Source organism: Streptomyces sp. NPDC059247 (assembly GCF_042754005.1).
Lineage (GTDB): Bacteria > Actinomycetota > Actinomycetes > Streptomycetales > Streptomycetaceae > Streptomyces.
In genome coordinates this window covers 222,888-244,600 of sequence record NZ_JBHYZW010000003.1, presented here as the reverse complement: position 1 = coordinate 244,600, position 21,713 = coordinate 222,888, and the positions used below count along the sequence as shown (strand labels likewise).

Here is a 21,713-nt window from a genome sequence, read left to right as displayed (position 1 = left end):
CGCCGGGCCCTCACGCGTCCGCTCGGACCGCCCGGACCGGGCGGACGCCCCCGGGCCCTCGGGTCAGGGTCCGGCCGGGGCGGGGGCCGGGCGCGGCAGCGCCCGCAGCACCTCGTCCGCCTCGGCCATGATCCGGTCGACCAGCTCCGCGCAGCTCGGCAGGTCGTCGATCAGGCCCGCGACCTGCCCGGCGGCCATCACGCCCAGGTCCGGGCGCCCCTCGACCATCGACGCCCGCAGCAGCATCGGGGTGTTCGCGGCGAGCAGCATCTGGCTCCAGGTCAGGTCCTTGCCGTGCCGCAGGGCGAGCCCGTCGCGGACCATCGCGGGCCAGGAGAGCCCGGAGAGACGGCGGAAGCCCGCCGCCCGCCGTACCGCCCGGACCAGGGAGCGGGCCCGTCCGGCGTTCTCCAGGGACGCCACCAGCTCGGTGCGGAGCATCCGGTGCGGCAGCCCGTCCACGGCGGTGGTGACGGTGACGTCCTGGACGGTGGCGGCCAGATAGCGGGCCTTGACGGCGTCCGGCACGGTCGAGTCGGAGGTCAGCAGGAACCGGGTGCCCATGGCGATGCCCGCCGCCCCGTGGGCGAGCGCGGCGACCAGCCCGCGTCCGTCGCGGAAGCCGCCCGCCGCGATCACCGGGATGCCGACGGCGTCGACCACCTGCGGCAGCAGCACCCCCGTGGCGACCTCGCCGGTGTGGCCGCCGCCCTCCCCGCCCTGGACGAGGACCGCGTCCGCGCCCCAGCCCGCGACCTTCTCGGCGTGCCGCCGGGCGCCGACCGAGGGGATCACGACGACCCCCGCGTCCTTCAGCTCGGCGATCAGGTCGCGGGTCGGGGCGAGGGCGAAGGAGGCGACCCGTACGCCCTCGTCCACGATGATCCGGACCCGCTCGCGGGCGTCGCCCGCGTCCGCGCGCAGATTGACCCCGAAGGGCCGGTCGGTGCGGGAGCGCACCTCGCGGACGGCGGCGCGCAGCTGGTCCGTGGTCATGGTGGCGGAGGCGAGGACGCCGAGCGCGCCCGCGTTCGCGGTGGCGGAGACGAGCCGGGGTCCCGCGACCCACCCCATGCCGGTCTGCACGATCGGATGGCGGACGCCGGTGAGTTCGGTGAGGGCGGTCCTCATCGGGGCGCGACCTCCCGGTCCCGCAGCCCGCGCGGGTCGATGACCTCCCGGATCAGCCGCAGTTCCTCGTCGGTGGGCTCGCGGGTGTACGGGACGTCGCCGTCGGCCGCGAGCGGGAAGCCGGTGGCCGCCCGGACCTCGGCGACGGTGCCGCCGGGGTGGACGGAGACCAGCCGCATGGAGCGGTCGGGGGTCTCGAAGTCGAGGACGGCGAGGTCGGTGACGACCCGGGGGAGCCGGTGGTAGGGGCCGACGGCGTGGTCGTACCCGACGCCGCAGATCATGTCGACGCGCTCGACGAAGACCCGGCGCGAGTGCTTCGGCACCCAGTAGCTCACCGGATTGTTCAGGGTGTTCACGGGAGCCCCGCGCACCCCCAGGAGCTGGCGGGTGGGCCGTTCCCAGTCGCCGACGCAGGAGATGTTCTGGTTGCCGTACCGGTCGATCTGGCTGGCGCCCATCATCACGTGCCGCCTGCCGCCGGTGACCATGGCCAGATGCCTGCGGTACGGCAGCCAGCCCTCGGGCTCCCCCTCGGGGCCGACGAGCAGGGCCTCGCCGTCGGTGAGGAGGAGGTCGGGGGAGAAGGTGCGCCGGGCGAGACGGGCCCCGAAGGAGGGGACGAGCCCCATCGGGCTGGCGAGGACCTCGCCGTTGTCGCGCCAGGCCTCGGCGCAGGCGATCACGCAGTACTCGGCTCGGCTGGTCACCGCTGCTCCTCGCGCTCGTCGTGCCAGGCGCGGACGGCGGCCTGGTAGTCGTCCTCGGTCTTGCCGGACAGGAAGCGGGCGGCGAACTCGGGCCAGGGGGTGGTGGCGTAGAGCCTCTGGAACGGTTCGTCCCGGTCGTGGTCGGGGACGCAGGAGGTGAAGTGGGCGCCGTTCGGGGTCTCCACGACCCCGGTGACGCTGTGGCGGCTCACCAGGAGGGTCTGGGGCACGGTGCCGGGGCCGAAGCGGTCGACGATCCGCTCGCAGGAGACGTACGCGGTGTCGGCGGCCTCGCAGAACAGGTCGTCGAAGTAGGGGTCGGGGCCCAGGTACTGGCCGTTGCCGAGCCGGTCGGCGCGGTTGAGGTGGACGAGGGCCGCGTCGAGGCGCAGGGCGGGGACGGCGACGAACTCCTCGCCGTCGGCGTACGGCGAGGTGACGGTCCGCAGCTCCGGGTTGACCCGCATCACGTCGGAGCCGAGTCCGGCCCGGACGGGCAGGAAGGGCAGCCGGTTGGCGGCGGCGTGCAGCCCCCACATGAACATGGCCTCGTCGTACTCGGTCATCGCGATCCGGCCCTGCTCGCGGGCGGCCCGGAAGTGGGGTTCGAGGGGGATGGAGTCCAGGGTGGCGAAGGGGGCGACGAGCCGTCGGATCCGGCCCGCCGCGGCGAGCAGGCCGACGTCAGGGCCGCCGTACGACACCACCGTGAGATCGGTGATCTCGGACCGGAGCAGCGCTCGCACCAGGGCCATCGGCTTGCGCCGGGAGCCCCAGCCGCCGATCCCGACCGTCATGCCGGAGCGGAGCCGGCCGACGACCTCCTCCGGGGTCATGGTCTTGTCCGTCACGGGGAGTTCTCCTTGCCGAAGGAAGCGCGGACCCGGTCGGCGGCCCCGCTGAGGTTGGCCTCGAAGGTGAAGCCCTGCTCGAAGCGGTAGCTGCGCCGCACGTCCACGGGGTCGATGCCGTTGAGCGCCGCCTTGGCCAGCCGCAGCAGACCGCCGTCCTTGGCGGCGATCTCCCCGGCGAGGGCGAGGGCCGCGTCGAGGAGACCGGCCCGGGGGACGACCTCCCACACCGAGCCGTGGGCCCGCAGTTCGGCGGCGGTCACGGTCCGCGCCGTGTAGTAGAGCGTCCGCATCAGATGCTGCGGCACCAGCCGGGCCAGATGGGTGGCGGCGCCGAGCGCGCCCCGGTCCAGCTCGGGCAGTCCGAAGACTGCGTCGTCGGCGGCGACGATCGCGTCGGCGTTCCCGACGAGTCCGACACCCCCGCCGAGGCAGTGTCCCGCGACCGCCGCGACGACCGGGACCTCACACGTGTACACGGCGGCGAAGGCCTCGGCGCAGCCGCTGTTGGCGCCGATCAGGGCGGTGTGCCCGGGATCGCGCTGCAACTCCTTGATGTCGACGCCCGCGTTGAAGCCGCGGCCCTCGGCGGTCAGGACGACACAGCGGACCTCCGGGTCGCGCCCCGCGGTGCGGACGGCGTCGGCGAGCGCGTACCAGCCCTTGACGGGCAGGGCGTTGACGGGTGGGAAGTCGACGGTGACCAGGGCCACGCCGGGAGCGGGGCGAGAGGTGCAGACACCCATGGGCGGATCAGCTACCTTTCCACCAAACGTTTGTTAGGTAACTCTTGAGGAGGAAGGTAGCAGCCGATGGAGCTGGACGGGAGGGTCGTGCTCGTCACCGGCGGCACCCGGGGCGTCGGGGCGGGCATCGCCCGCGCCTTCCTGCGGGCCGGGGCCCGGGTCGCCGTCTGCGCCCGCAGACCCCCGGAGGCGCCGGTCGGAGCGGCGGGCCGGGCCGCCGACTTCCACCCGCTCGACCTGCGGGAACCCACCGCCGTACAGGAGTTCCTCACCGCCTTCGCCGCGCGGTACGGACGGCTCGACGTCCTCGTCAACAACGCGGGCGGCAGCCCGTACCGGCCCCTGGACGAAGGGGAGGCCGAGCGCCACGCGCGCGTGCTCGCGCTCAACCTCACCGCGCCCCTCGTCGTCAGTCTCGCCGCCCGCCCGCTGCTCAGGGCCTCGCGCGGCGCGGTCGTCATGATCGGCAGCGTCAGCGGCACCCGCCCGTCCCCCGGCACCGCCGCCTACGGCGCGGCCAAGGCGGGCCTGGAGAACCTGGCCCGCTCGATGGCGGTCGAATGGGCCCCCGAGGTGCGGGTCAACACCCTCGTCCTCGGCATGGTGCGGACCGAGCTGTCCGCCCTGCACTACGGCGACGCGGCCGGGATCGCCGCCGTCGGCCGGACCGTACCGCTCGGCAGGCTCGCCGAACCCGACGAGATCGGGGAGGCCGCCGTCTTCCTCGCCTCCGGCCGGGCCGCCTACGTCTCGGGAGCCTCGCTCCTCGTGCACGGGGGCGGCGAACGCCCCGCCTTCCTCGACGCCGCCACCGCGAACAAGGAGAGCTGACATGGACATCGGTACGGACACGGGTACGCGTACGGGTACGGAGACAGGCGTCGGTACGGGCACGGGCGCCTCCACCGGCCCGGGGCTGTGCGACGGCCGGGTCGTCGTCGTGACCGGGGCGGGCCGGGGGCTCGGCCGGGCGCACGCGCTCGCCTTCGCCGCCGAGGGCGCCCGGCTCGTCGTCAACGACCTGGGGGTCGGCCTCGACGGCCGCCCCGGCCCCGACAGTCCGGCGACGGCGGTCGCGGAGGAGATCAGGGCCCTGGGCGGCGAGGCCGTCGCCCACGGCGGGGACGTCGCGACCGTCGAGGGCGCCGCCTCCCTGGTCGCCGCCGCCCTCGACGCCTACGGACGGCTCGACACCCTCGTCAGCAACGCGGGCTTCCTCCGCGACCGGATGCTGGTCAACCTGGAGGAGGACGACTGGGACGCCGTCATGCGGGTCCATGCCAAGGGCCACTTCCTGCCGCTCCGGCACGCCGCCGCGCACTGGCGGGCGGAGGCGAAGGCGGGCCGGACCCCGGTGGCCCGGATCGTCCACACCACCTCGGGCGCGGGGCTGCTCGGCAGCGTCGGACAGGGAAACTACACCGCGGCCAAGGCCGCGATCGTCGGCCTCACCCTGGTCGCGGCGGCGGAACTGGCCCGGTACGGGGTGCAGGTCAACGCGGTCGCCCCGGCGGCCAGGACCCGGATGACCGAGCAGGTCTTCCAGGGCCTCGACGCACTGCCCGAGGACGTGTCGCCGCTGGTGGTGTGGCTGGGCTCGGCCGCGTCGGAGGGCGTCACCGGCCGGGTCTTCGAGGCCGAGGGCGGCCGTCTCACCGTCATGGAGGGCTGGCGTCCGGGCCCCACGGCCGACAAGGGCGCCCGCCGCACCCCGGCGGAAGCGGGCGAGACGGCCCGCCGTCTCCTGGCGACGGCGACACCGCCCCACCCGGTGTACGGGGCCTGAGCACGGGCGGGCTGGGCCGCTGGGCCTCAGCTCCCCGGAGCCGGGAGCCGGGAGCCGGGAGCCGGGAGCCCGGGGCCGTGGCCGGAGCCTGATGGAGGCGCACCGCCCCGCGTCGGGTCCACGCGGGGTGTCGCGTGGCCGCACGGGGGCCACCGGGCTGTGGCTCCCCGGAGCCCGGAGCCCGGAGTCGGGAGCCGGAAACCGGAAACCGGGACCGGACGGAGGCGCACTGCCCCGCGTCGGGTCCATGTGGGGGCCGCGTGGCCGCACGGGGGCCGCCTCAGCTCCCCGGAGCCCGGAGCCATGGCCGGAAACCGGGACCTGACGGAGGCGCACCGCCCCGCGTCGGCTCCACGCGGGGAGCCGCGCGGGCCGCAGGCGGGACAGCTGGCCCCCGCCGGGCGGGATCGGAAGCGCGGAGCTCCTCCCCGGCCCCTCAGGAGCGTCGTGGCCGCATCCACTCCAGGCGGGTCCTGACCCGGGGGTCGTGGAGGTACTCCAGGGCCGCCAGGGCCGTCTCGCGGGCCGGGCCCTCCGGGTCGCCGTCCGCGAGGACCGAGGCCAGGGCGTCCACGGCGCGCGGGTCCTGACGGATCGCGAGCCCGCGCGCCGCCTCCGCCGCCGTCTCCGGGTCGCTGTCGGCGAGCCGCTCCGCGAGCCCCTCCCGTACGAGCGGGGTGTCGTCGGGCAGTTCGGCGAGGGCGAGCGTCGCCCAGTCCCGTACCCGCGCGTCACCGTCCCGGCTCAGCGCGAGCAGCACCCCCAGCGCCTCGACGTGCCCGGCGGGCACGATCCCGGCGAGCGCCCCCGCCACCGAGCGCCGCACCACCGGATCGGGATGCCCGGCGAGCGCCAGGAGCTCGGGCACGGCCGACGGCTCGGCGCAGGTGCCCAGGGCCGTCACCACCGACAGGGCGGGCTCCCGCGCCGGGCCGCCCGCCTCCGCCGCGAGCCGCCGCAGCACCGGCACCGCGCCCGCCCCGAAGCCCGGCAGGGCGCCGAGGACCCGGGCGCCGAGGGCGCGCCGGAGCGGATCGCGGTACGCGCACCAGGCCGCCGCCGTCACGAACGTCTCCTCGTCGCCACGGGCCGTCAGCTCGGCCACCGCCGTCGTCCAGTCGTCGAACTCCGGCTCGCCGCAGCGCAGCGCCCGCGCGGCCAGTTCCTCGTGCGGGGTGCGCAGCCCCAGCGCCGCCTCCAGGAGCGTGGCGATGGCCGCGTGCCCGGTCTGCCGGTCGTCGCCGCGGCCCGGCGCCCCGTTCTCCCGCAGCAGTTCGACGACGACCGTCAGCCCGCCGTCCTCCCGGACCCGCCGGACGACCGCCTCGTAGGTCTCCCCGCCGTCGTGGCCCGCGACGAGGCCGCGCCGCAGCTCGGCCGCGATGTCCGCGCCGATCCAGCGCCGCGCCTCCCGCAGCGCGGCCTCCCGGGCCGTGGCCCCGTGGTCGAGGAGCGCCCGTACGCAGCCGGTGGAGCCGCGCCGGGCGGCGGCGACGAGGGGGAGGACCCCGTCGGGTCCCGGCCGGTCGGGGTCGGCGCCGTGCTCCAGGAGCACCCGGGCGGTCTCGGCGTGCCCGAGCCGCAGGGCCCAGGCGAGGGCCGTGAAGCCGTAGGCCTCCTCCTGGTCGGCCGCCGCGCCCGCCGCGAGCAGGGCGCGGACGACCTCGGCGTGCCCGCCGCAGGCCGCGCCGCACAGGGGCAGGTCCCCGCCGTCCTCGCCGCTGTTCCGGCCGGGATCGGCCCCGGCGGCGAGCAGGATCCGTACGATCGCGGCCTCGTCGCCGACGGCCGCCCGGTACAGGGCGGTCTCGCCGTCCTCCCGGGAGTCGGGTCCGGCCCCTTCCCGCAGGGCGCGTACGACCCCGTCCTCGTCCCCGTCCAGGATCGCGTCGAACAGCGTGCTCATGGGCCGACCCTGACCCGTCGTCGGGTCCCGGCGCAAATCGGTTCCCGGGCGGCGGTCAGCCCGCGCACTCCAGGACCGTCCGGCAGACCGCGCAGCGGGCCCGCAGCGTCCGGCCCGCCGGGACGCGCAGGCGCTGGCGGCAGACCGGGCAGGAGAAGGAGACGGCACCGGCCGGGGCGCCCTCGTGGAAGGCGTACGGGGCGTCCTCCCCGGCCCGCCCCCTGCGCCGCTCCCAGGCGTACCGGCGTGCGGCGGCCCAGCCCGCCCCGGCGAGCGGCGGCGCGGTCCGCTCCCGGTCGGCCTCGGCCCTGCCCCGGGTCCACGCCTCGTACGCGACGGCGCTGGTGAACCAGGGCGAGGGGTCCTCGCCGAACAGCTCGGCCCGTTTGGCGAGGACGTACCCGAACTCCTCCGGGGTGAGGTAGCCGAGCTTCTGGCTCTCCACGCCGTCCCGCCGGTAGGCGTCGAGGAGGAGCCAGCCCGCGCCCAGGTAGGAGGCGGTGACGTCGGTGAGGATCTCGTTCTCGGCGGTGCCGGGGAAGCCCAGGCCGAGCCGGTGCAGCAGGACGTGGGTGATCTCGTGGGCGAGGGCCGCGCCGATGTCCCGGCGGCGGGTCCTGAACCGGTCGTTGAGCTCGACGAAGTACTCGGGTCCCGAGGTCAGCTCGACGGTCGCCGCGTGCTCCATCGCCCGGAAGCCGACCACCATGCGGGCCTCGGGCAGCCGCAGGTGCCGGACGAGCGTCCCGGCCACCCGCTGGGCGCCGAGGTGGAGGTCCTCGTCGTCGGCGAGGGCGACGTCGGCGGCGGGCACGCTCGACGGGTAGCGGTGCACCCCGTCGGGGGAGAGGCGCCGGTAGAGCGCGGTGAGCGAGGCCCCGACCGCCGCGCGGTGCGGGAACCCGTGGGCGACCCGATCACTCTCCTGACGGTGCGTCATACCCGTTTTCCCCCTTCCTCCCACTGTACGGTCCCGTCCCCGGGACTGGCCGAAAACACTTCCTTGTGGCGTCAGTTGCGTCCTGTCCATAATCCGGACATGCCTTGACGGGCTCATGTCAGTGCGCCCGTGGAGGTCCACCCCCCATGAGAGAAGGCAGGCACATGAAGCAGAACCGCATGGTCCGCGCACTCCAGAGGCTCGCCGCGGCCGGCGCCGTCGTCCTGGCGGCCGTCAGCCTCCAGCCCACCACCAACGCCGCCGCGGCCCCCGCCCCCGTCGTCGGCGGCGTCCGCGCCGCCCAGGGCGAGTTCCCCTGGATGATCCGACTGTCGATGGGCTGTGGCGGCTCGCTGATCTCCCCCCAGGTCGTGCTCACCGCCGCCCACTGCGTCAGCGGCTCGGGCAACAACACCAGCATCACCGCCACCGCCGGTGTCGTGGACCTGCAGAGCACCAGCGCCGTCAAGGTCAAGTCGACCAAGGTCCTCCAGGCGCCCGGCTACAACGGCCAGGGCAAGGACTGGGCGCTCATCAAGCTCGCCAGCCCGATCACCACGGTGCCCACCCTGAAGATCGCCGACACCACCGCGTTCAACAGCGGCACCTTCACGGTCGCCGGCTGGGGCGCCGCCCGCGAGGGCGGGGCGCAGCAGCGGTACCTGCTGAAGGCGAACGTGCCGTTCGTCTCCGACGCCTCCTGCCAGACGTCGTACGGCGCCGACCTCGTCCCCGGCGAGGAGATCTGCGCCGGGTACAGCCAGGGCGGCACCGACACCTGCCAGGGTGACTCCGGTGGCCCGATGTTCCGCAAGGACAACGCCGGTGCCTGGATCCAGGTCGGCATCGTGAGCTGGGGCCAGGGCTGCGCGCGGGCCGGCTATCCCGGTGTCTACACGGAGGTCTCGACCTTCGCCGCCGCGATCACGTCGGCCGCGGCCACGCTGTAGCCGCTCGCCCTGAAACGGGTGCCCCGGAGCGCCCTCGGCTCCGGGGCACCCTCATGCGCGCGGCGGCCCCCACCGGGCCCGGCGCCATCGCGGGGAGCCCCCGCGGGGACCGCACCGCCCCCCACCGGGTCCGGCCGCGCGGGTGAACCGCCTCCCTCGCCCGCACCCGTACGCGTGGCCGCCTCCCCCGTACGGCCCGTACGGGGGACCACGTCCCCGTACGACCGCGCGGGTGAAACCCCGTACGGCCGCATGGGTGGCCACTCCTGTACGCACGTCCCCGTACACACGGGCAGGACGTCCCCACACGGGCAGGCGCGGTGACGCTGCCGCCGGTCCGCTGGGGGCGTGGCCGTCCCCGTACGCCCGTCCCCGTACGCCCGTCCCCGTACGCACGGGCAGGCACCGCCCCCGGGCCCGGCCGCCCGTCCGGACGGTCCGTCAGTCGACCACGTCCAGTTCCACCGTCGCCGCCCCGGCGCCCTCCAGCTCCAGGACCCACACCTCGTTCGCGCCCTCCCGCAGCACCGGGCCCGGCAGGAACAGGGCGTCCTGCGGCCCGGCCGCCCAGTAGCGGCCGAGGCAGACGCCGTTCACCCAGACGAAGCCCCGGGTGCCGCCCGGCAGCCGCAGCCACGCGTCCCCGGCCCCGGCGACCTCCAGTGCCCCCCGGTACAGCCCCGGGCCCGCGCCCTCCCCGGCCCGCCCGAACGGCACCCCGCCGACCGCCTCCGCCGAGAAGGCGTCGAGCCGCAGCCCCCGGGTCCGGAAGCCGTGCAGATACTGCCGCTCGTGGCGCACCCCGCCGGTGATCCCCTTCGGCTCCGCCAGCCGGGGCCCGTAGTTGACCCGGCCCAGCGACTCCACCCACAGGTCCACCACCGCCGGACCCGCCACCGGCCCGGCCAGCGTCACGTCCTCCCCGTCCGCCGTCCCGAGGACCCCGGCCGGAGCCCCGTCGACGTACACCACCGCCCGGTCCCGCAGCCCCGTCACCCCCAGCGGGTACGGCTGCCGGGGACCCGGCACCGCGACCCGGTAGCGGACCAGACCCCGGTCCACCCCCAGCTCCTCGAAGGTCGGCGGCACCGGCGCCACCCGCTCGGGACCGCCCAGCGCCTCCAGGACCGCGTCGAGCGGCGCCCAGCCGTCGAGCGGCCCGGAGACCGGCGCCGCGAGCCGCGCCGGGGGCTCCGGCAGCTCCGGCAGCGGCCCCTCCGCGTAGTCCGCGAGGACCTCGCGGAACCGCCAGAACTTCTCCGTCGGCCGCCCCGCCTCGTCCACCGGGGCGTCGTAGTCGTACGAGGTCACCGTCGGCCGCAGCGGCCCGTCGTGCAGGTCACCGGCCCGGTTCGCGCCCGCCCAGCCCGCGAGGTTCGTCCCGCCGTGCGCCATGTACACATTGACCGACGCCCCGCACTCCAGGATCTCCCGCAGCGCCTCGGCCGCCTCCGCCGCGTCCCGCGCGGTGTGCTCCGTGCCCCAGTGGTCGAACCAGCCGCACCAGAACTCCATGCACATCAGCGGCCCCGACGCCCGGTGCCGCCGCAGCGCCGCGAACCCCTCCCGGGCCCCCGCGCCGAAGTTCGCCGTCGCCAGCACCCCCGGCACCGAACCGCCCGTCAGCATGTGGTCCTCCGGCCCGTCCGAGGTGAACAGCGGCACGCTCACCCCGCACTCCCGCAGCAGCCCCGCCAGCCACTCCAGATACGCCAGGTCGCTGCCGTAACTCCCGTACTCGTTCTCCACCTGGACCAGGACCACCGGCCCGCCCCGGTCCACCTGCCGCTCCACCACCTGTGGCAGCAGCCGCCGGAACCAGGACTCCACCGGCCCCAGGAACTCCGGGTCGAAGGTCCGCACCCGGCGCCCCAGCGGACCCGTCAGCCAGTGCGGGAGCCCGCCGTTCTCCCACTCGGCGCAGATGTACGGCCCCGGCCGCACCACCGCCCACATCCCGGCCCGCTCCACCGCGTCGAGGAACCGGCCCAGCTCCGCCACGTCCCCGTACCGGCCGGGCTCCGGCGCGTACAGGTTCCAGGGGACGTACGTCTCGACGCAGTTGAGGCCCATCGCGCGCAGCATCCCGAGCCGGTGCCCCCACAGCTCCTCGCGCACCCGGAAGTAGTGCAGCGCGCCCGAGAGCAGCCGCACCGGCCGCCCGTCGAGCAGAAAGTCCTCGTCACCCACCGTGAACGTGCTCATGGCCTCACCCTCACCCCCTGGCGGCGGACCGGTCCATGGACAAAGATCGTCGAAGTTTGGACGTTAAGGCCGCCCCGCGATCCACGGCGGGCGCGCGACTCGGCCACGGCACCCCGCCGCGCTGTCGGAACGTCCCGGTACGCCCAGTATCGGGACGCCCCTCCGCCTCGCGGCGCACCGCGCCCGACGCCCCGCGCCGATCCACCGGGATCACGGGACGGCCCTCGGGGAGACGTCGGGACACACGGGGACGACGACGTCAGGAAGGCACCCGGCCATGTACCACACCTGGATGCGCTACTTCACGCCCAGCCCCGTCCACCACCGCCTCGGCCTCGTCTGCCTCGGCGTCGGACTCCAGCACGGCACCCTGCCCACCGTGGGCCCCCGCACCCTCGACCACCACGTGGCCGTCGTCGTCTCGGCGGGCGGCGGCTGGTACCGGGGCGCCGACGGGCGCCGCACCGCCGTCACCGCCCCCGCCGTCCTCTGGCTCACCCCCGGCGTCCCCCACCACTACGGCGCCGACCCCGGCACCGGCTGGGACGAGGCCTTCGTCGACTTCTCCGGACCCGCCACCACCACCTACACCGAACTCGGCTACATCGAGCCCGACCGGCCCGTCGTCCCCCTCGCCGACGCCGCCCCCGCCCGCGCCGCCATCGGCCGCATCGCCCGCGCGGCCCGCCCCGGCAACCCCCTCCTGGAGGTCGAGACCGGCGCCGCCGTCCACGAACTCCTCGTGGCGCTGCGCCGCGCCCGCGCCGACATCAACGCCGACGGCGACCCCGTCCTCGCCGCCCTCGCCCGCGACGCCTTTCAGCCGCTCTCCGTCGCCGAACACGCCGCCCGGCACGGCATGACCGCCGCCGAACTGCGCACCGCCGTCCGCCGCGCCGCCGGGTGCAGCCCCAAGGACTACCTGCTCACCGTCCGCCTCGGCCGCGCCAAGGAACTCCTCGCCGGCACCGAACTGCCCGTCGCCGCCGTCGCCCGCCGCGTCGGCTACGACGACCCCGCCTACTTCTCCCGGCTCTTCACCCGCCGGGTCGGCACCGCGCCCGTCCGCTTCCGCGAGCAGCAGGGCCGCTCCGTACCCGGCGGCTGGAGCGACCGCGTCCCGGATCCCGAACACCCGCCCACGATCCTCCCGAGGTCCGTCTAAGCTCGCAGATCATGAGCGACTCCACCCAGCACCGGCCGGCCGACGAGTCCGGACGGGCCGACGAGCGAACCGGGCCGACCGACGCACCGACCGACGCGACCGTGCGCGCCGACCCGGCAGCCCCCACCGAGGACGGGGTCGACGAGGCCGTCGGCGCCGAGCTGACCCGGCTGCGCGAGAGCATCGACAACATCGACGCGGCCGTCGTCCACATGCTCGCCGAACGCTTCAAATGCACCCAGCAGGTCGGCGTCCTCAAGGCCCGCCACCAGCTTCCGCCCGCCGACCCCGGCCGCGAGGCCCGCCAGATCGCCCGGCTGCGGGAACTCGCCGAGAGCGCGAAACTGGACCCGGCCTTCGCGGAGAAACTCCTCACCTTCATCATCGCCGAGGTCATCCGCCACCACGAGACGATCGCGGACGGAGCACGCTGATGACCGCCACCGGGCCGACGACCCCCCACGAGCCCGCCGATGTCCCGCCACCGGCGGACGACGGCGGGCGGGGCCCGCTGACGGCCCGCCACCACGAGGCGACGGCGGACGGAGCACGCTGATGGCACGCGTCACGGTCTTCACCCTCGGGGGCACGATCTCCGCGCGGGGCGGTGACGCGTCCCGGATGAGCGGCCGGGAGGTCCTCGACGGGCTCGGCGGCGGCCACGACGTGGTCCTGCGCGACTTCCGCCGCGTCCCCAGCTCCTCCCTCACCCACGCGGACCTCGCCGCCCTCGCCGCCGAGGTCCGCGACACCGTCGCCGACGGCTCCGGCGCCGTCGTCGTCCAGGGCACCGACACCCTGGAGGAGACCGCCTTCCTCCTCGACCTGCTCTGCACCACCGAACGGCCGGTCGTCGTCACCGGCGCCATGCGCCGCCCCGACCTGCCCGGCGCCGACGGCCCCGCCAACCTCGCCGCGGCCCTCGCCGTCGCCGCCGACCCCGCCTGCCGGAACCTCGGCGTCCTGGTCGTCCTCGCCGACGAGATCCACGCGGCCCGGTTCGTCCGCAAGACCCACACGACCTCCGTCGCCACCTTCGCCTCGCCCGGCGCGGGCCCCCTCGGCGTCGTCGTCGAGGGCGGCCCCCGCCTGCTGCTCCGGCCCGCCGTCCCGTCCACGCCCCACCCCCTCACCCTCGACCCCGCCGTACGGGTGGCCCTGGTGACCCTCTCCCAGGGCGACCGGGGCGAACTCCTGGAAGCCGTCGACGACCGCTTCCAGGGCCTCGTGGTCGCCGCCTTCGGCGCCGGACACGTCCCCGGGTGGCTGGTCGAGCCCCTCGCCGACCTCGCCACCCGCGTCCCCGTGGTCCTCGCCTCCCGCACCGGCGGCGGCACGACCCTGACGGACACCTACCGGGGCCCCGGCTCCGAGTACGACCTGCTGCACCGGGGCCTGATCCCGGCCGGTCCCCTCGACCCGGCCAAGGCCCGCGTCCTGCTCCACGCCCTGCTCTCCGGCGGGGCCGCCGGCCCCACGGGCTACGACCGCCCCCGCATCACCGCCGCCTTCGCCCACCTCAACGGCTCGGGACTCGCCTGAGGAGCGCGAGCCCCGCCCCCGACCGGCCCGCCCGTCCACCTTGCCCGACCACCCCTGCCCGGCCCCGAGGGCATCGGGCAGCATAGGGCCATGTCCGTACTGACGCGCGACGAAGCGCAGACCCGTGCCCAGCTCCTCGACGTCCACCACTACACCGTGGACCTCGACCTCACCACCGGCGACGAGACCTTCGCGTCCCACAGCCTCATCCGCTTCACGGCACGCACCGCCGGGGACACCTTCGTCGAGCTGAAGCCCGAGACCCTGCGCTCCGCCCTCCTGGACGACGAGCCCCTCGACGTCACCGCCCTCGACGGGAACCGGCTCCCGCTGCGCCTCACCGAGGGCGAGCACGTCCTGCGGATCGCCACGACCATGCGCTACTCCCGCACCGGCGAGGGGATGCACCGGTTCACCGACCCCAGCGACGGCGAGACGTACGTCTACACCCAGCTCTTCATGGAGGACGTCCAGCGCGTCTTCGCCGCCTTCGACCAGCCCGACCTGAAGGCCGTCTTCGCCCTCTCCGTCACCGCCCCCGAAGGCTGGACCGTCCTCTCCAACGGCATCACCGAACGGCGGCCCGACGGCACCTGGCGGGCCGCCGACACCCCGCCGCTCTCCACCTACTTCGTGTGCGTCGCCGCCGGACCCTGGCACTCGGTCCGCACCGAGCACGCCGGACTGCCCTTCGCCCTGCACTGCCGCCGCTCCCTCGCCGAGCACCTCGACGCCGACGCCGACGAGATCCTCGACGTCACCAAGGCCTGCTACGACCGCTTCCACGAGAAGTTCGAGGAGCCGTACCCCTTCGACTCCTACGACCAGGCGTTCGTCCCCGAGTTCAACTCGGGCGCCATGGAGAACCCCGGCCTCGTCACCTTCCGCGACGAGTTCGTCTTCCGCTCCGCCGTCACCGTCACCGAACGCCAGCACCGCGCCATGGTCGTCGCCCACGAGATGGCCCACATGTGGTTCGGCGACCTCGTCACCCTGCGCTGGTGGGACGACATCTGGCTCAACGAGTCCTTCGCCGAGTACATGGGCTACCAGACCGTCAACGAGGCCTGCGCCGACCTCTTCCCCGACACCTGGGTCGACTTCGGCGTCACCCGCAAGGCCTGGGGATACGAGGCCGACCAGCGCCCCTCCACCCACCCCGTCGCCCCCGACCCGGAATCCGTCCCCGACACCGCCTCCGCGCTCCTCAACTTCGACGGCATCTCCTACGCCAAGGGCGCCTCCGCGCTCCGCCAGCTCGTCACCTGGCTCGGCGAGAAGGACTTCCTCGCGGGCATCAACATCCACTTCAAGCGCCACCGGTTCGGCAACGCCACCCTCGCCGACTTCATCGACAACCTGGCCGCCGCCACCGACCGCGACGTCCACGCCTGGGCCGCCCGGTGGCTCCGCACCACCGGCGTCGACACCCTCACCCCCGCCCTCACCGGCGAGGGCCTCCACTGGAAGCTCGCCGTGGAGCGCGACGGCAGCCGCCCCCACCGCGTCGCCGTCGGACTCTACGACCGCGACGCCTCCGGCGGCCTCGTCCTGCGCGAGCGTCGCGAACTCGACGTACCGGCGACCGGGCCCACCGAGCTGACCGGACCGCGCCCCGCCCTCGTCGTCGTCAACGACGAGGACCTCACCTACGCCAAGCTCCGCTTCGACGAGGTGTCCCAGGAGTCCGCCGTGCGCGGTCTCTCCCGCATCCCCGACCCGCTCACCCGGGCCGTCGTCTGGAACGCGCTCCGCGACATGGTCCGCGACGGCGCCCTCGCCCCCGCCGAGTACCTGGAGATCGCCCGCGCGCACCTCCCCGAGGAGACCGAACTCGCCGTGGTCCAGGGCGTCCTCGCCTTCGCCCGCACCCAGATCGCCGACCGGTTCGTCCCCGAGGACGACCGCCCCGCCGCCCTCGCCGCCATCGCCGGGATCGCCCGCGCCCTGCTCCGCCGCACCGAGGACGGCGACGCGCCCGGACTGCGCCTGACCGCCGTCCGCGCCTTCGTCGACAGCGCCACCACCCCCGACAAGATCGCCTCCTGGCTCGACGAGGGCACCGTCCACGGCGGGCCCGAGCTGGACCCCGAACTGCGCTGGCGCATCCTCCGCAGGCTCGCCGTCCTCGGCGCCACCGACGAGACGGCCATCGCCGCCGAACTGGCGCGCGACACCAGCGCCACCGGCCAGGAGGGCGCCGCCCGCTGCCGGGCCGCACTGCCCACCGAGGAGGCCAAGGCGGCGGCCTGGTCGGCGCTCTTCGACACCGACGGCCTCTCCAACTACCTCTTCCTCGCCACCGCCCAGGGCTTCTGGCAGCCGGAGCAGGCCGCACTGGTACGGGAGTACGTGGCCCGCTTCTACCCGGCGGCCGTCGCCCTCGCCGACCGCCGCGGCCCCGCCATCGCCGAGGCCGCGGGCCGCTACGCCTTCCCCGCCCACGCGATCGACCAGGAGGCCCTCTCCCTGGGCGAGCGCTGTCTGACGGAGGACACCGCGACCCCCGCCCTCCGCCGCCAGCTCGTCGACCAGCTCGACGACCTCCGCCGCGCCCTCGCGGTCCGCACGGCCTGAGCCACCACCCCCGGCGCGGGGCCCACCCGCCCGGCGCCGGGGACACCCACGCGAGCCCGCACCCCTCGGACGTGAACCTCGCGCCGACCCCGCCGTACCGCGCCCGGCACGGCGTCGGCGGCCAGGCCCGCACCGTCCCGTTCCGGCACCGCGCCGGTGGCCTGGCCCGCACCGCCCCCGCCGCCGCCCCGGCCGGACCGGCCTTTCTCAGCCCACCCCAAGTCCACCCGCGTGAGCGCGCGGGGCCTTCGCTCCTCCGACGTGACCTCGCGCCGGTCCCGCCGTACCGCGCCCGGCACCGCGTCGACGGCCCGGCCCGCACCGGCCCGTTCCGGCACCGCATCGGCGGCCCGGCCCGCACCGCCCCCGCCGCCGCCCCGGCCGGACCGGCCCGCACCGCCCCCACCCCCGCCCCGGGGACGCCCCGTCCTCCGTCCCTCGTTCGGGTAACAACCCCCCGCTCCCCGGACATCGCGGGCCGGGCACCGGCACCCTGTCGTCCATGCGTGCCGCACCCCCACCTCTCGCCGGAGGCGCCACCGGCGCCGATGCCCTCCGTCCCCTGCTGAGCACCGTCCTCGACGCCCTGCGCGCCGGGGCCGGGGAGCGCGGCGGGCCCCTCCCGGCCGGTGGGCCCGAGGAGGTGGCGCGCCGGGTGGACGCCCTCGGGGAGGCGCTTCCCGGCACCGGCACCGGCGCCGAGGAAGCCCTCACCACCCTCGTACGGGCCCTCGCCGCCGGTGCCGCCGACCCCGCGCACCCGCTCTGCGCCGCCCATCTGCACACCCCGCCCCTCGCGCTGGCCGCCGCCGCCGATCTGGCGGCCTCCGCGCTGAACCCGTCCATGGACTCCTGGGACCAGGCCCCCGCCGCCTCCGCCCTGGAAGCCCGGGTCACGGCCGCCCTCGCCGCCGAGGTCTTCCCGGCCGCCGCCCGCCCCGACGCGCTGGTGACGACCGGCGGCACCGAGTCCAACCAACTGGCGCTGCTCCTCGCCAGGGAACGGCACGGCCCCGCCCTGCGCACCGTCGTCGGGGCCAACGCCCACCACTCCCTCGCCCGCGCGTGCTGGCTCCTCGGCCTCCCCGCTCCCCTGGTGCTGCCCACCCCGCGCGGCACCCTCGACCCGGCCGCCGTCGGCACCGCCCTCGCCGCGCTGACCGGCCCCGTCCTGGTCGCGGCCACCGCGGGGACCACCGACGAGGGCCTGATCGATCCGCTCGGGGCCCTCGCCGACGTGTGCGGGGCCCGCGCCGCCGACTTCCACGTGGACGCGGCCTACGGCGGCCCCGCCCTGTTCAGCCGCACCCGAGGACACCTCCTCGACGGCCTCGACCGGGCTCGTACCGTCACCGTCGACCTGCACAAACTGGGCTGGCAGCCCGCCGCCGCCGGACTCCTCGCCGTACGCGACGCGGCCGACCTCGACGTCCTCGGGCACACCGCCGCCTACCTCAACGCCGACGACGACACCGGGGCCGGTCTGCCCGACCTCCTCGGCCGCTCCCTGCGCACCACCCGCCGCCCCGACGTCCTCAAGACCGCCGTGACCCTGCGGGCACTGGGCCGGGACGGGCTCGGCGCGCTCGTCGACGCCTGCGCGGACCTGGCCCAGGACCTGGCCGACCTGGTGGAGAAGACCCCCGGGCTCGACCTGCGGGCCCGTCCGACGCTCACCACGGTCCTCTTCCGGCCGTCCGGCGTCCCCGACGCCACCGTCGCGGAGATCCGCCGCACCCTGCTCGCCGAGGGCCGGGCCGTGCTCGGCCGCGCCGAGGCCGACGGCCGCCTCTGGCTCAAGGCCACCCTGCTCAACCCGTACGCCACCCCCGGCGACCTGGCCCAGCTCATCACCCTCGTGGAAGGCGGCACCCCCCGATGACCGGCAGCACCCCCCAGGACGAACTCGACCGGCCCCACGATCTGGTGGGCGTCGGCATCGGACCCTTCAACCTGTCCCTGGCCGCCCTCGCGCACGGCGTCCCCGGCGGTCTCGCCGCCACCTTCTACGAGCAGCGGGCGGCCTTCCACTGGCACCCGGGCCTCCTCATCGAGGGCGCCACCCTCCAGGTCCCCTTCCTCGCCGACCTGGTGACCCTGGCCGACCCGGCCAGCCCGTGGACCTTCCTCAACTACCTGAAGGCCCGCGAGCGCCTCTTCCCCTTCTACTTCGCGGAGAAGTTCCACATCCACCGCGCCGAGTACGACGCCTACTGCCGCTGGGTCAGCGAGCGGCTCCCCGGCCTGCACTTCGGCCACCAGGTCGACTCGGTCCGCTGGAACCCGGAACGGCGCCTGTTCGAGGTCGACTTCACCCAGCTCGACCCGGACGGCGAGGCGGAGGCCCTCGGCCGCGCCTACACCCGGAACGTGGTCCTGGGCGTCGGCACCGAGCCGTACGTCCCCGAGCCCCTCAGGCCGCTCGCGGACGCGTCCGGCGTCCCCGTGATCCACTCGGCGGACTACCTCACCCACCGGGAGGCGCTGCTCGCCGCCGGACACGTGACCGTGATCGGCTCGGGGCAGTCCGGCGCCGAGATCTTCCTCGACCTGCTCAGGGCCCGCCCCCTGGGGGCCGAGCGGATCCACTGGCTGGCCCGTACCGAGGCCTTCGCGCCGATGGAGTACTCCAAGCTGGGCCTGGAGCACTTCACCCCCGACTACACCCGCTACTTCCACGCCCTGCCCGAGCCGGTGCGCGGCGAACTGGTGCCCCGGCAGTGGCAGTTGCACAAGGGCATCGACGCCGACACGATCGCCGCCGTCCACGACGAGCTGTACCGGCGCACCCTGCACGGCGGCTGGCCGGACGCCGTCCTCACCCCCGGGGTCCAGGTCCGTACGGCGGGCCGGGTGGCCACCACGCGGATCGAGCTGCATCTGGAACACGTCCAGCAGGGCAGCAGGTCCCGGCTCACCACCGACGCCGTCGTCCTGGCCACCGGCTACCGGGAGCGCCCGGTGGACCGGATGCTCGCCGGGCTCGACCCGTACCTGCGGCACGACTCCGCCGGGCGGGCCTGGATCGACGAGCGGTACCGGCTGGTCCTCGATCCCTCGGTGACCGGCGCGGTCTTCGTGCAGAACGCCGAGCGGCACACCCATGGCGTCGGCGCCCCCGATCTGGGGCTCGCGGCCTGGCGCAGCGCGACCATCCTCAACGCGGTGACCGGCAAGGAGCCGTATCCGCTGCCGCGCAGGACGGCGTTCACGCGGTTCGGTCTGGAGGAGCGAGAGGCGCCGGTCGTCCCGGCCCAGGGCCAGAAGCTGACGCCCCTCACTCAGATCGTCTAGCGGTCCGTCCCGCGGGGGCTCAGAAGACCGGGACGCCGTCCCGGGTCAGCTTCCAGCCGACCGAGGCGAAGGCGGCCGGGTCGACCGTCCCCTTCGCCTTCACCCACTGGATGATGGTGTTGCGGATCTCGTCCGAGTCGGCCCACAGCTGCGGGGCACCGGCGATGTGCGGGAACGCGCCGCCGCCGCTGGCCCGGTAGTTGTTGACGGCGAGGACGAACTTCGCGGCCGGGTCGAGCGGCGCGCCCTCGAAGGACAGGTTCACGATCCGGGAGCCGACGGGCGCGGCGATGTCGATCTCGTACGTGAGCCCGGAGACGGCGTCGTAGTTGTAGTCCGGGGTGTTGTCCGCGTTGGTCAGCTTCGCGGTGTCGACGGGCGCGCCCGCCGGGGTCCGGACGTAGTACTTCGCGGAGTACTCCAGGTAGTCCTTGAGCTGGGCGCCCGTCAGCAGACGGGCCTCCAGGGTGTTCTCGAAGGGGTAGAGCCCGGCGGCGTCCTTGATGGTGACCTGTCCGGCCGGGATGCGCGCGGTGCGGGAGAAGCAGGAGGCCTGGGAGAGGACGGGCAGGGCGGCGTGGGCGCCGCCCGCGAGGGCCGCCTTCACGGTCTCGGCCTGGACGACGTTGATCAGGTCGATGATCGGCTCGTCGCGCCACGGGGCGTCGGCGGTGGTCATGGTGGCGGTGGAGGTGCCGATGACCTGGTTGACGTAGGAGACGACCTTGCGGTGCTCGTCCACGAGCAGCCCGGTGATCTTCGGGTCCTCCTCCACGGTGTTGGAGTTGAGGACCCGCGCGGCGGTCTTCTCGACGGTCCAGCGGCCCTTCTCCCACACCAGGTCGAAGTCGAAGAGGGTGAGGCGCTGGCCCCACTTGAGCGGCTCGGACAGGACGACGTCCTTGCCGGTCGCCTTGTTCTTCACCCGGTACTCGGGGATCTCGGCGTGCGCGTGGCCGACGAGGATGGCGTCGATGCCCGGGACCTGTTCGGCGACGAGCGCGGCGGCGTTCTCGACGTGCGGGAGCTGGTCGCCCCAGGAGGAGGTGCCGCTGGTGCCGGAGTGGGCGGAGACGACGACCACGTCGACGCCCAGGGAGCGCAGCCTCGGCACCCACTTCGCGGCCTGCTCCTCAAGGCCGGGGAAGACCATCTTCCCGCTGACGTTGGCCTTGTCCCAGATGGCGATGCCGGGGTTGGTCAGACCGAGGACGGCGACCTTGACGTCCCTGCCGTGCGGGGTGCGCAGCCGGTGGATGCTGTACGGGGCGAAGGCCGGGCGCAGGGTCTTCGCGTCGAGGGCGTTGGCGCCGAGCAGCGGGAAGTCGCACTGCTCCTCGAACTTGCGCAGCACGGGGATGCCGTAGTTGAACTCGTGGTTGCCGAGCGCGGCGGCGTCGTAGCCGATGGCGTTCATGGCCTGGGCCATGGGGTGGACGGGGCCGCGGCGGGCGGTGATCGGGTCGACCTTGGCGTAGTAGTAGGACAGCTGGGTGCCCTGGATGGTGTCGCCCGCGTCGATGAGGAGGGTGTTGCGGCGGCCCTTCTCCTCGCGGACCCGGTCGACCAGGGTGGAGATCTTGGCGAGGCCGACGTCGTTGCGCGCCTTGTCGTCGAACTCCCGGTCCGTGAAGTAGTCCCAGTTGAACACGTTGCCGTGCAGGTCGGTGGTGCCCATCACGGTGAAGGAGTACCGCTTGGCCGGCCGGGGGCGGTGTCCGTGTCCGGCTCCGTGGGCCTCGGCGGGGGCGGCGGTCCCGGTGGCGAGGGCGGCTCCGGCTCCGACGGCGACGGAGCTCCCCAGGAAGGTCCGGCGGTTCAACGGCATGTGCTTCTCCTTGGTTCGGTGGCGCTGTTTCCGGCGTGGATCGCCCGGACAACGCGCGTAGATTCTGGCCCAAGGGGCACGT

General features: G+C 75.1%; 18 protein-coding genes. 10 read left to right on the top strand and 8 right to left on the bottom strand.

Annotated elements, in window-relative coordinates; genetic code table 11:
- Positions 1–63: 63 nt before the first annotated feature.
- The 4 genes from ACFXGN_RS08150 to ACFXGN_RS08135 are packed head-to-tail and all read right to left on the bottom strand — an operon-like array spanning position 64 to position 3,438.
- Positions 64–1,131 (bottom strand): NAD(P)H-dependent flavin oxidoreductase, encoded by a 1,068-nt coding sequence (locus ACFXGN_RS08150; protein ID WP_384855048.1) that lies wholly within the window; start codon positions 1,129–1,131, stop codon positions 64–66.
- A complete protein-coding gene (locus ACFXGN_RS08145; RefSeq protein ID WP_384855046.1) occupies positions 1,128–1,841 on the bottom strand; it encodes a CoA-transferase subunit beta in 714 nt (237 codons plus the stop codon). Before ACFXGN_RS08145 ends, ACFXGN_RS08150 begins: the two co-directional genes overlap by 4 nt.
- A complete protein-coding gene (locus ACFXGN_RS08140) occupies positions 1,838–2,692 on the bottom strand; it encodes a CoA transferase subunit A (RefSeq protein WP_384855044.1) in 855 nt (284 codons plus the stop codon). The genes ACFXGN_RS08145 and ACFXGN_RS08140 overlap by 4 nt, the downstream gene beginning before the upstream one ends.
- Positions 2,689–3,438: an enoyl-CoA hydratase family protein gene (locus ACFXGN_RS08135; protein ID WP_384855041.1), complete on the bottom strand. Its 750-nt coding sequence runs from the start codon at positions 3,436–3,438 to the stop codon at positions 2,689–2,691. The genes ACFXGN_RS08140 and ACFXGN_RS08135 overlap by 4 nt, the downstream gene beginning before the upstream one ends.
- A 66-nt stretch (positions 3,439–3,504) precedes the next feature.
- On the opposite strand from ACFXGN_RS08135, the gene ACFXGN_RS08130 reads away from it, so the two are divergent.
- Positions 3,505–4,269: an SDR family oxidoreductase gene (locus tag ACFXGN_RS08130; protein ID WP_384855038.1), complete on the top strand. Its 765-nt coding sequence runs from the start codon at positions 3,505–3,507 to the stop codon at positions 4,267–4,269.
- A 1-nt stretch (position 4,270) separates the two neighbouring features.
- Complete coding sequence (locus ACFXGN_RS08125; protein WP_384855036.1) at positions 4,271–5,224, top strand: SDR family oxidoreductase; 954 nt, start codon at positions 4,271–4,273, stop codon at positions 5,222–5,224.
- Between the two features lie 436 nt (positions 5,225–5,660).
- Here ACFXGN_RS08125 and ACFXGN_RS08120 read toward each other — a convergent pair whose 3' ends face one another.
- Together ACFXGN_RS08120 and ACFXGN_RS08115 are read right to left on the bottom strand one after the other, a co-directional pair.
- Complete coding sequence (locus tag ACFXGN_RS08120) at positions 5,661–7,130, bottom strand: ankyrin repeat domain-containing protein (RefSeq protein ID WP_384855035.1); 1,470 nt, start codon at positions 7,128–7,130, stop codon at positions 5,661–5,663.
- A gap of 55 nt (positions 7,131–7,185) precedes the next feature.
- A complete protein-coding gene (locus ACFXGN_RS08115; protein WP_384855033.1) occupies positions 7,186–8,070 on the bottom strand; it encodes a hypothetical protein in 885 nt (294 codons plus the stop codon).
- 164 nt (positions 8,071–8,234) lie between these two features.
- Here ACFXGN_RS08115 and ACFXGN_RS08110 point away from each other — a divergent pair, with 164 nt between their 5' ends.
- A complete protein-coding gene (locus ACFXGN_RS08110; protein WP_384855030.1) occupies positions 8,235–9,020 on the top strand; it encodes a S1 family peptidase in 786 nt (261 codons plus the stop codon).
- A gap of 441 nt (positions 9,021–9,461) precedes the next feature.
- On the opposite strand, the gene ACFXGN_RS08105 is transcribed toward ACFXGN_RS08110, so the two are convergent.
- Complete coding sequence (locus ACFXGN_RS08105; protein ID WP_384855028.1) at positions 9,462–11,225, bottom strand: beta-galactosidase family protein; 1,764 nt, start codon at positions 11,223–11,225, stop codon at positions 9,462–9,464.
- A gap of 277 nt (positions 11,226–11,502) precedes the next feature.
- Between ACFXGN_RS08105 and ACFXGN_RS08100 the strand changes: the two genes are divergently transcribed.
- The 7 genes from ACFXGN_RS08100 (at position 11,503) to ACFXGN_RS08070 (ending at position 19,803) form a co-directional block, all read left to right on the top strand.
- Complete coding sequence (locus ACFXGN_RS08100; RefSeq protein ID WP_384855025.1) at positions 11,503–12,390, top strand: helix-turn-helix domain-containing protein; 888 nt, start codon at positions 11,503–11,505, stop codon at positions 12,388–12,390.
- A gap of 101 nt (positions 12,391–12,491) precedes the next feature.
- Entirely contained in the window at positions 12,492–12,824 is a 333-nt protein-coding gene (locus ACFXGN_RS08095) for a chorismate mutase (protein ID WP_384855883.1), read from the top strand.
- The gene (locus ACFXGN_RS08090; protein WP_384855022.1) at positions 12,824–12,946 is read left to right on the top strand and encodes a hypothetical protein; all 123 of its coding nucleotides are present in this window, start codon (positions 12,824–12,826) and stop codon (positions 12,944–12,946) included. Before ACFXGN_RS08095 ends, ACFXGN_RS08090 begins: the two co-directional genes overlap by 1 nt.
- Positions 12,946–13,932 carry an asparaginase gene (locus tag ACFXGN_RS08085; protein WP_384855020.1) on the top strand — a complete coding sequence of 329 codons (987 nt, stop codon included), beginning with the start codon at positions 12,946–12,948 and terminating at the stop codon, positions 13,930–13,932. Before ACFXGN_RS08090 ends, ACFXGN_RS08085 begins: the two co-directional genes overlap by 1 nt.
- Before the next feature lie 90 nt (positions 13,933–14,022).
- Positions 14,023–16,509 carry an aminopeptidase N gene (gene pepN / locus ACFXGN_RS08080; RefSeq protein WP_384855018.1) on the top strand — a complete coding sequence of 829 codons (2,487 nt, stop codon included), beginning with the start codon at positions 14,023–14,025 and terminating at the stop codon, positions 16,507–16,509.
- A 502-nt stretch (positions 16,510–17,011) separates the two neighbouring features.
- The gene (locus ACFXGN_RS08075) at positions 17,012–18,391 is read left to right on the top strand and encodes a pyridoxal phosphate-dependent decarboxylase family protein (protein ID WP_384855015.1); all 1,380 of its coding nucleotides are present in this window, start codon (positions 17,012–17,014) and stop codon (positions 18,389–18,391) included.
- Positions 18,388–19,803, top strand: coding sequence for a lysine N(6)-hydroxylase/L-ornithine N(5)-oxygenase family protein (locus tag ACFXGN_RS08070; RefSeq protein WP_384855012.1), 1,416 nt, complete (start codon positions 18,388–18,390; stop codon positions 19,801–19,803). The genes ACFXGN_RS08075 and ACFXGN_RS08070 overlap by 4 nt, the downstream gene beginning before the upstream one ends.
- A gap of 19 nt (positions 19,804–19,822) precedes the next feature.
- Here ACFXGN_RS08070 and ACFXGN_RS08065 read toward each other — a convergent pair whose 3' ends face one another.
- The gene (locus ACFXGN_RS08065; protein WP_384855009.1) at positions 19,823–21,631 is read right to left on the bottom strand and encodes a bifunctional metallophosphatase/5'-nucleotidase; all 1,809 of its coding nucleotides are present in this window, start codon (positions 21,629–21,631) and stop codon (positions 19,823–19,825) included.
- Positions 21,632–21,713 lie beyond the last annotated feature (82 nt).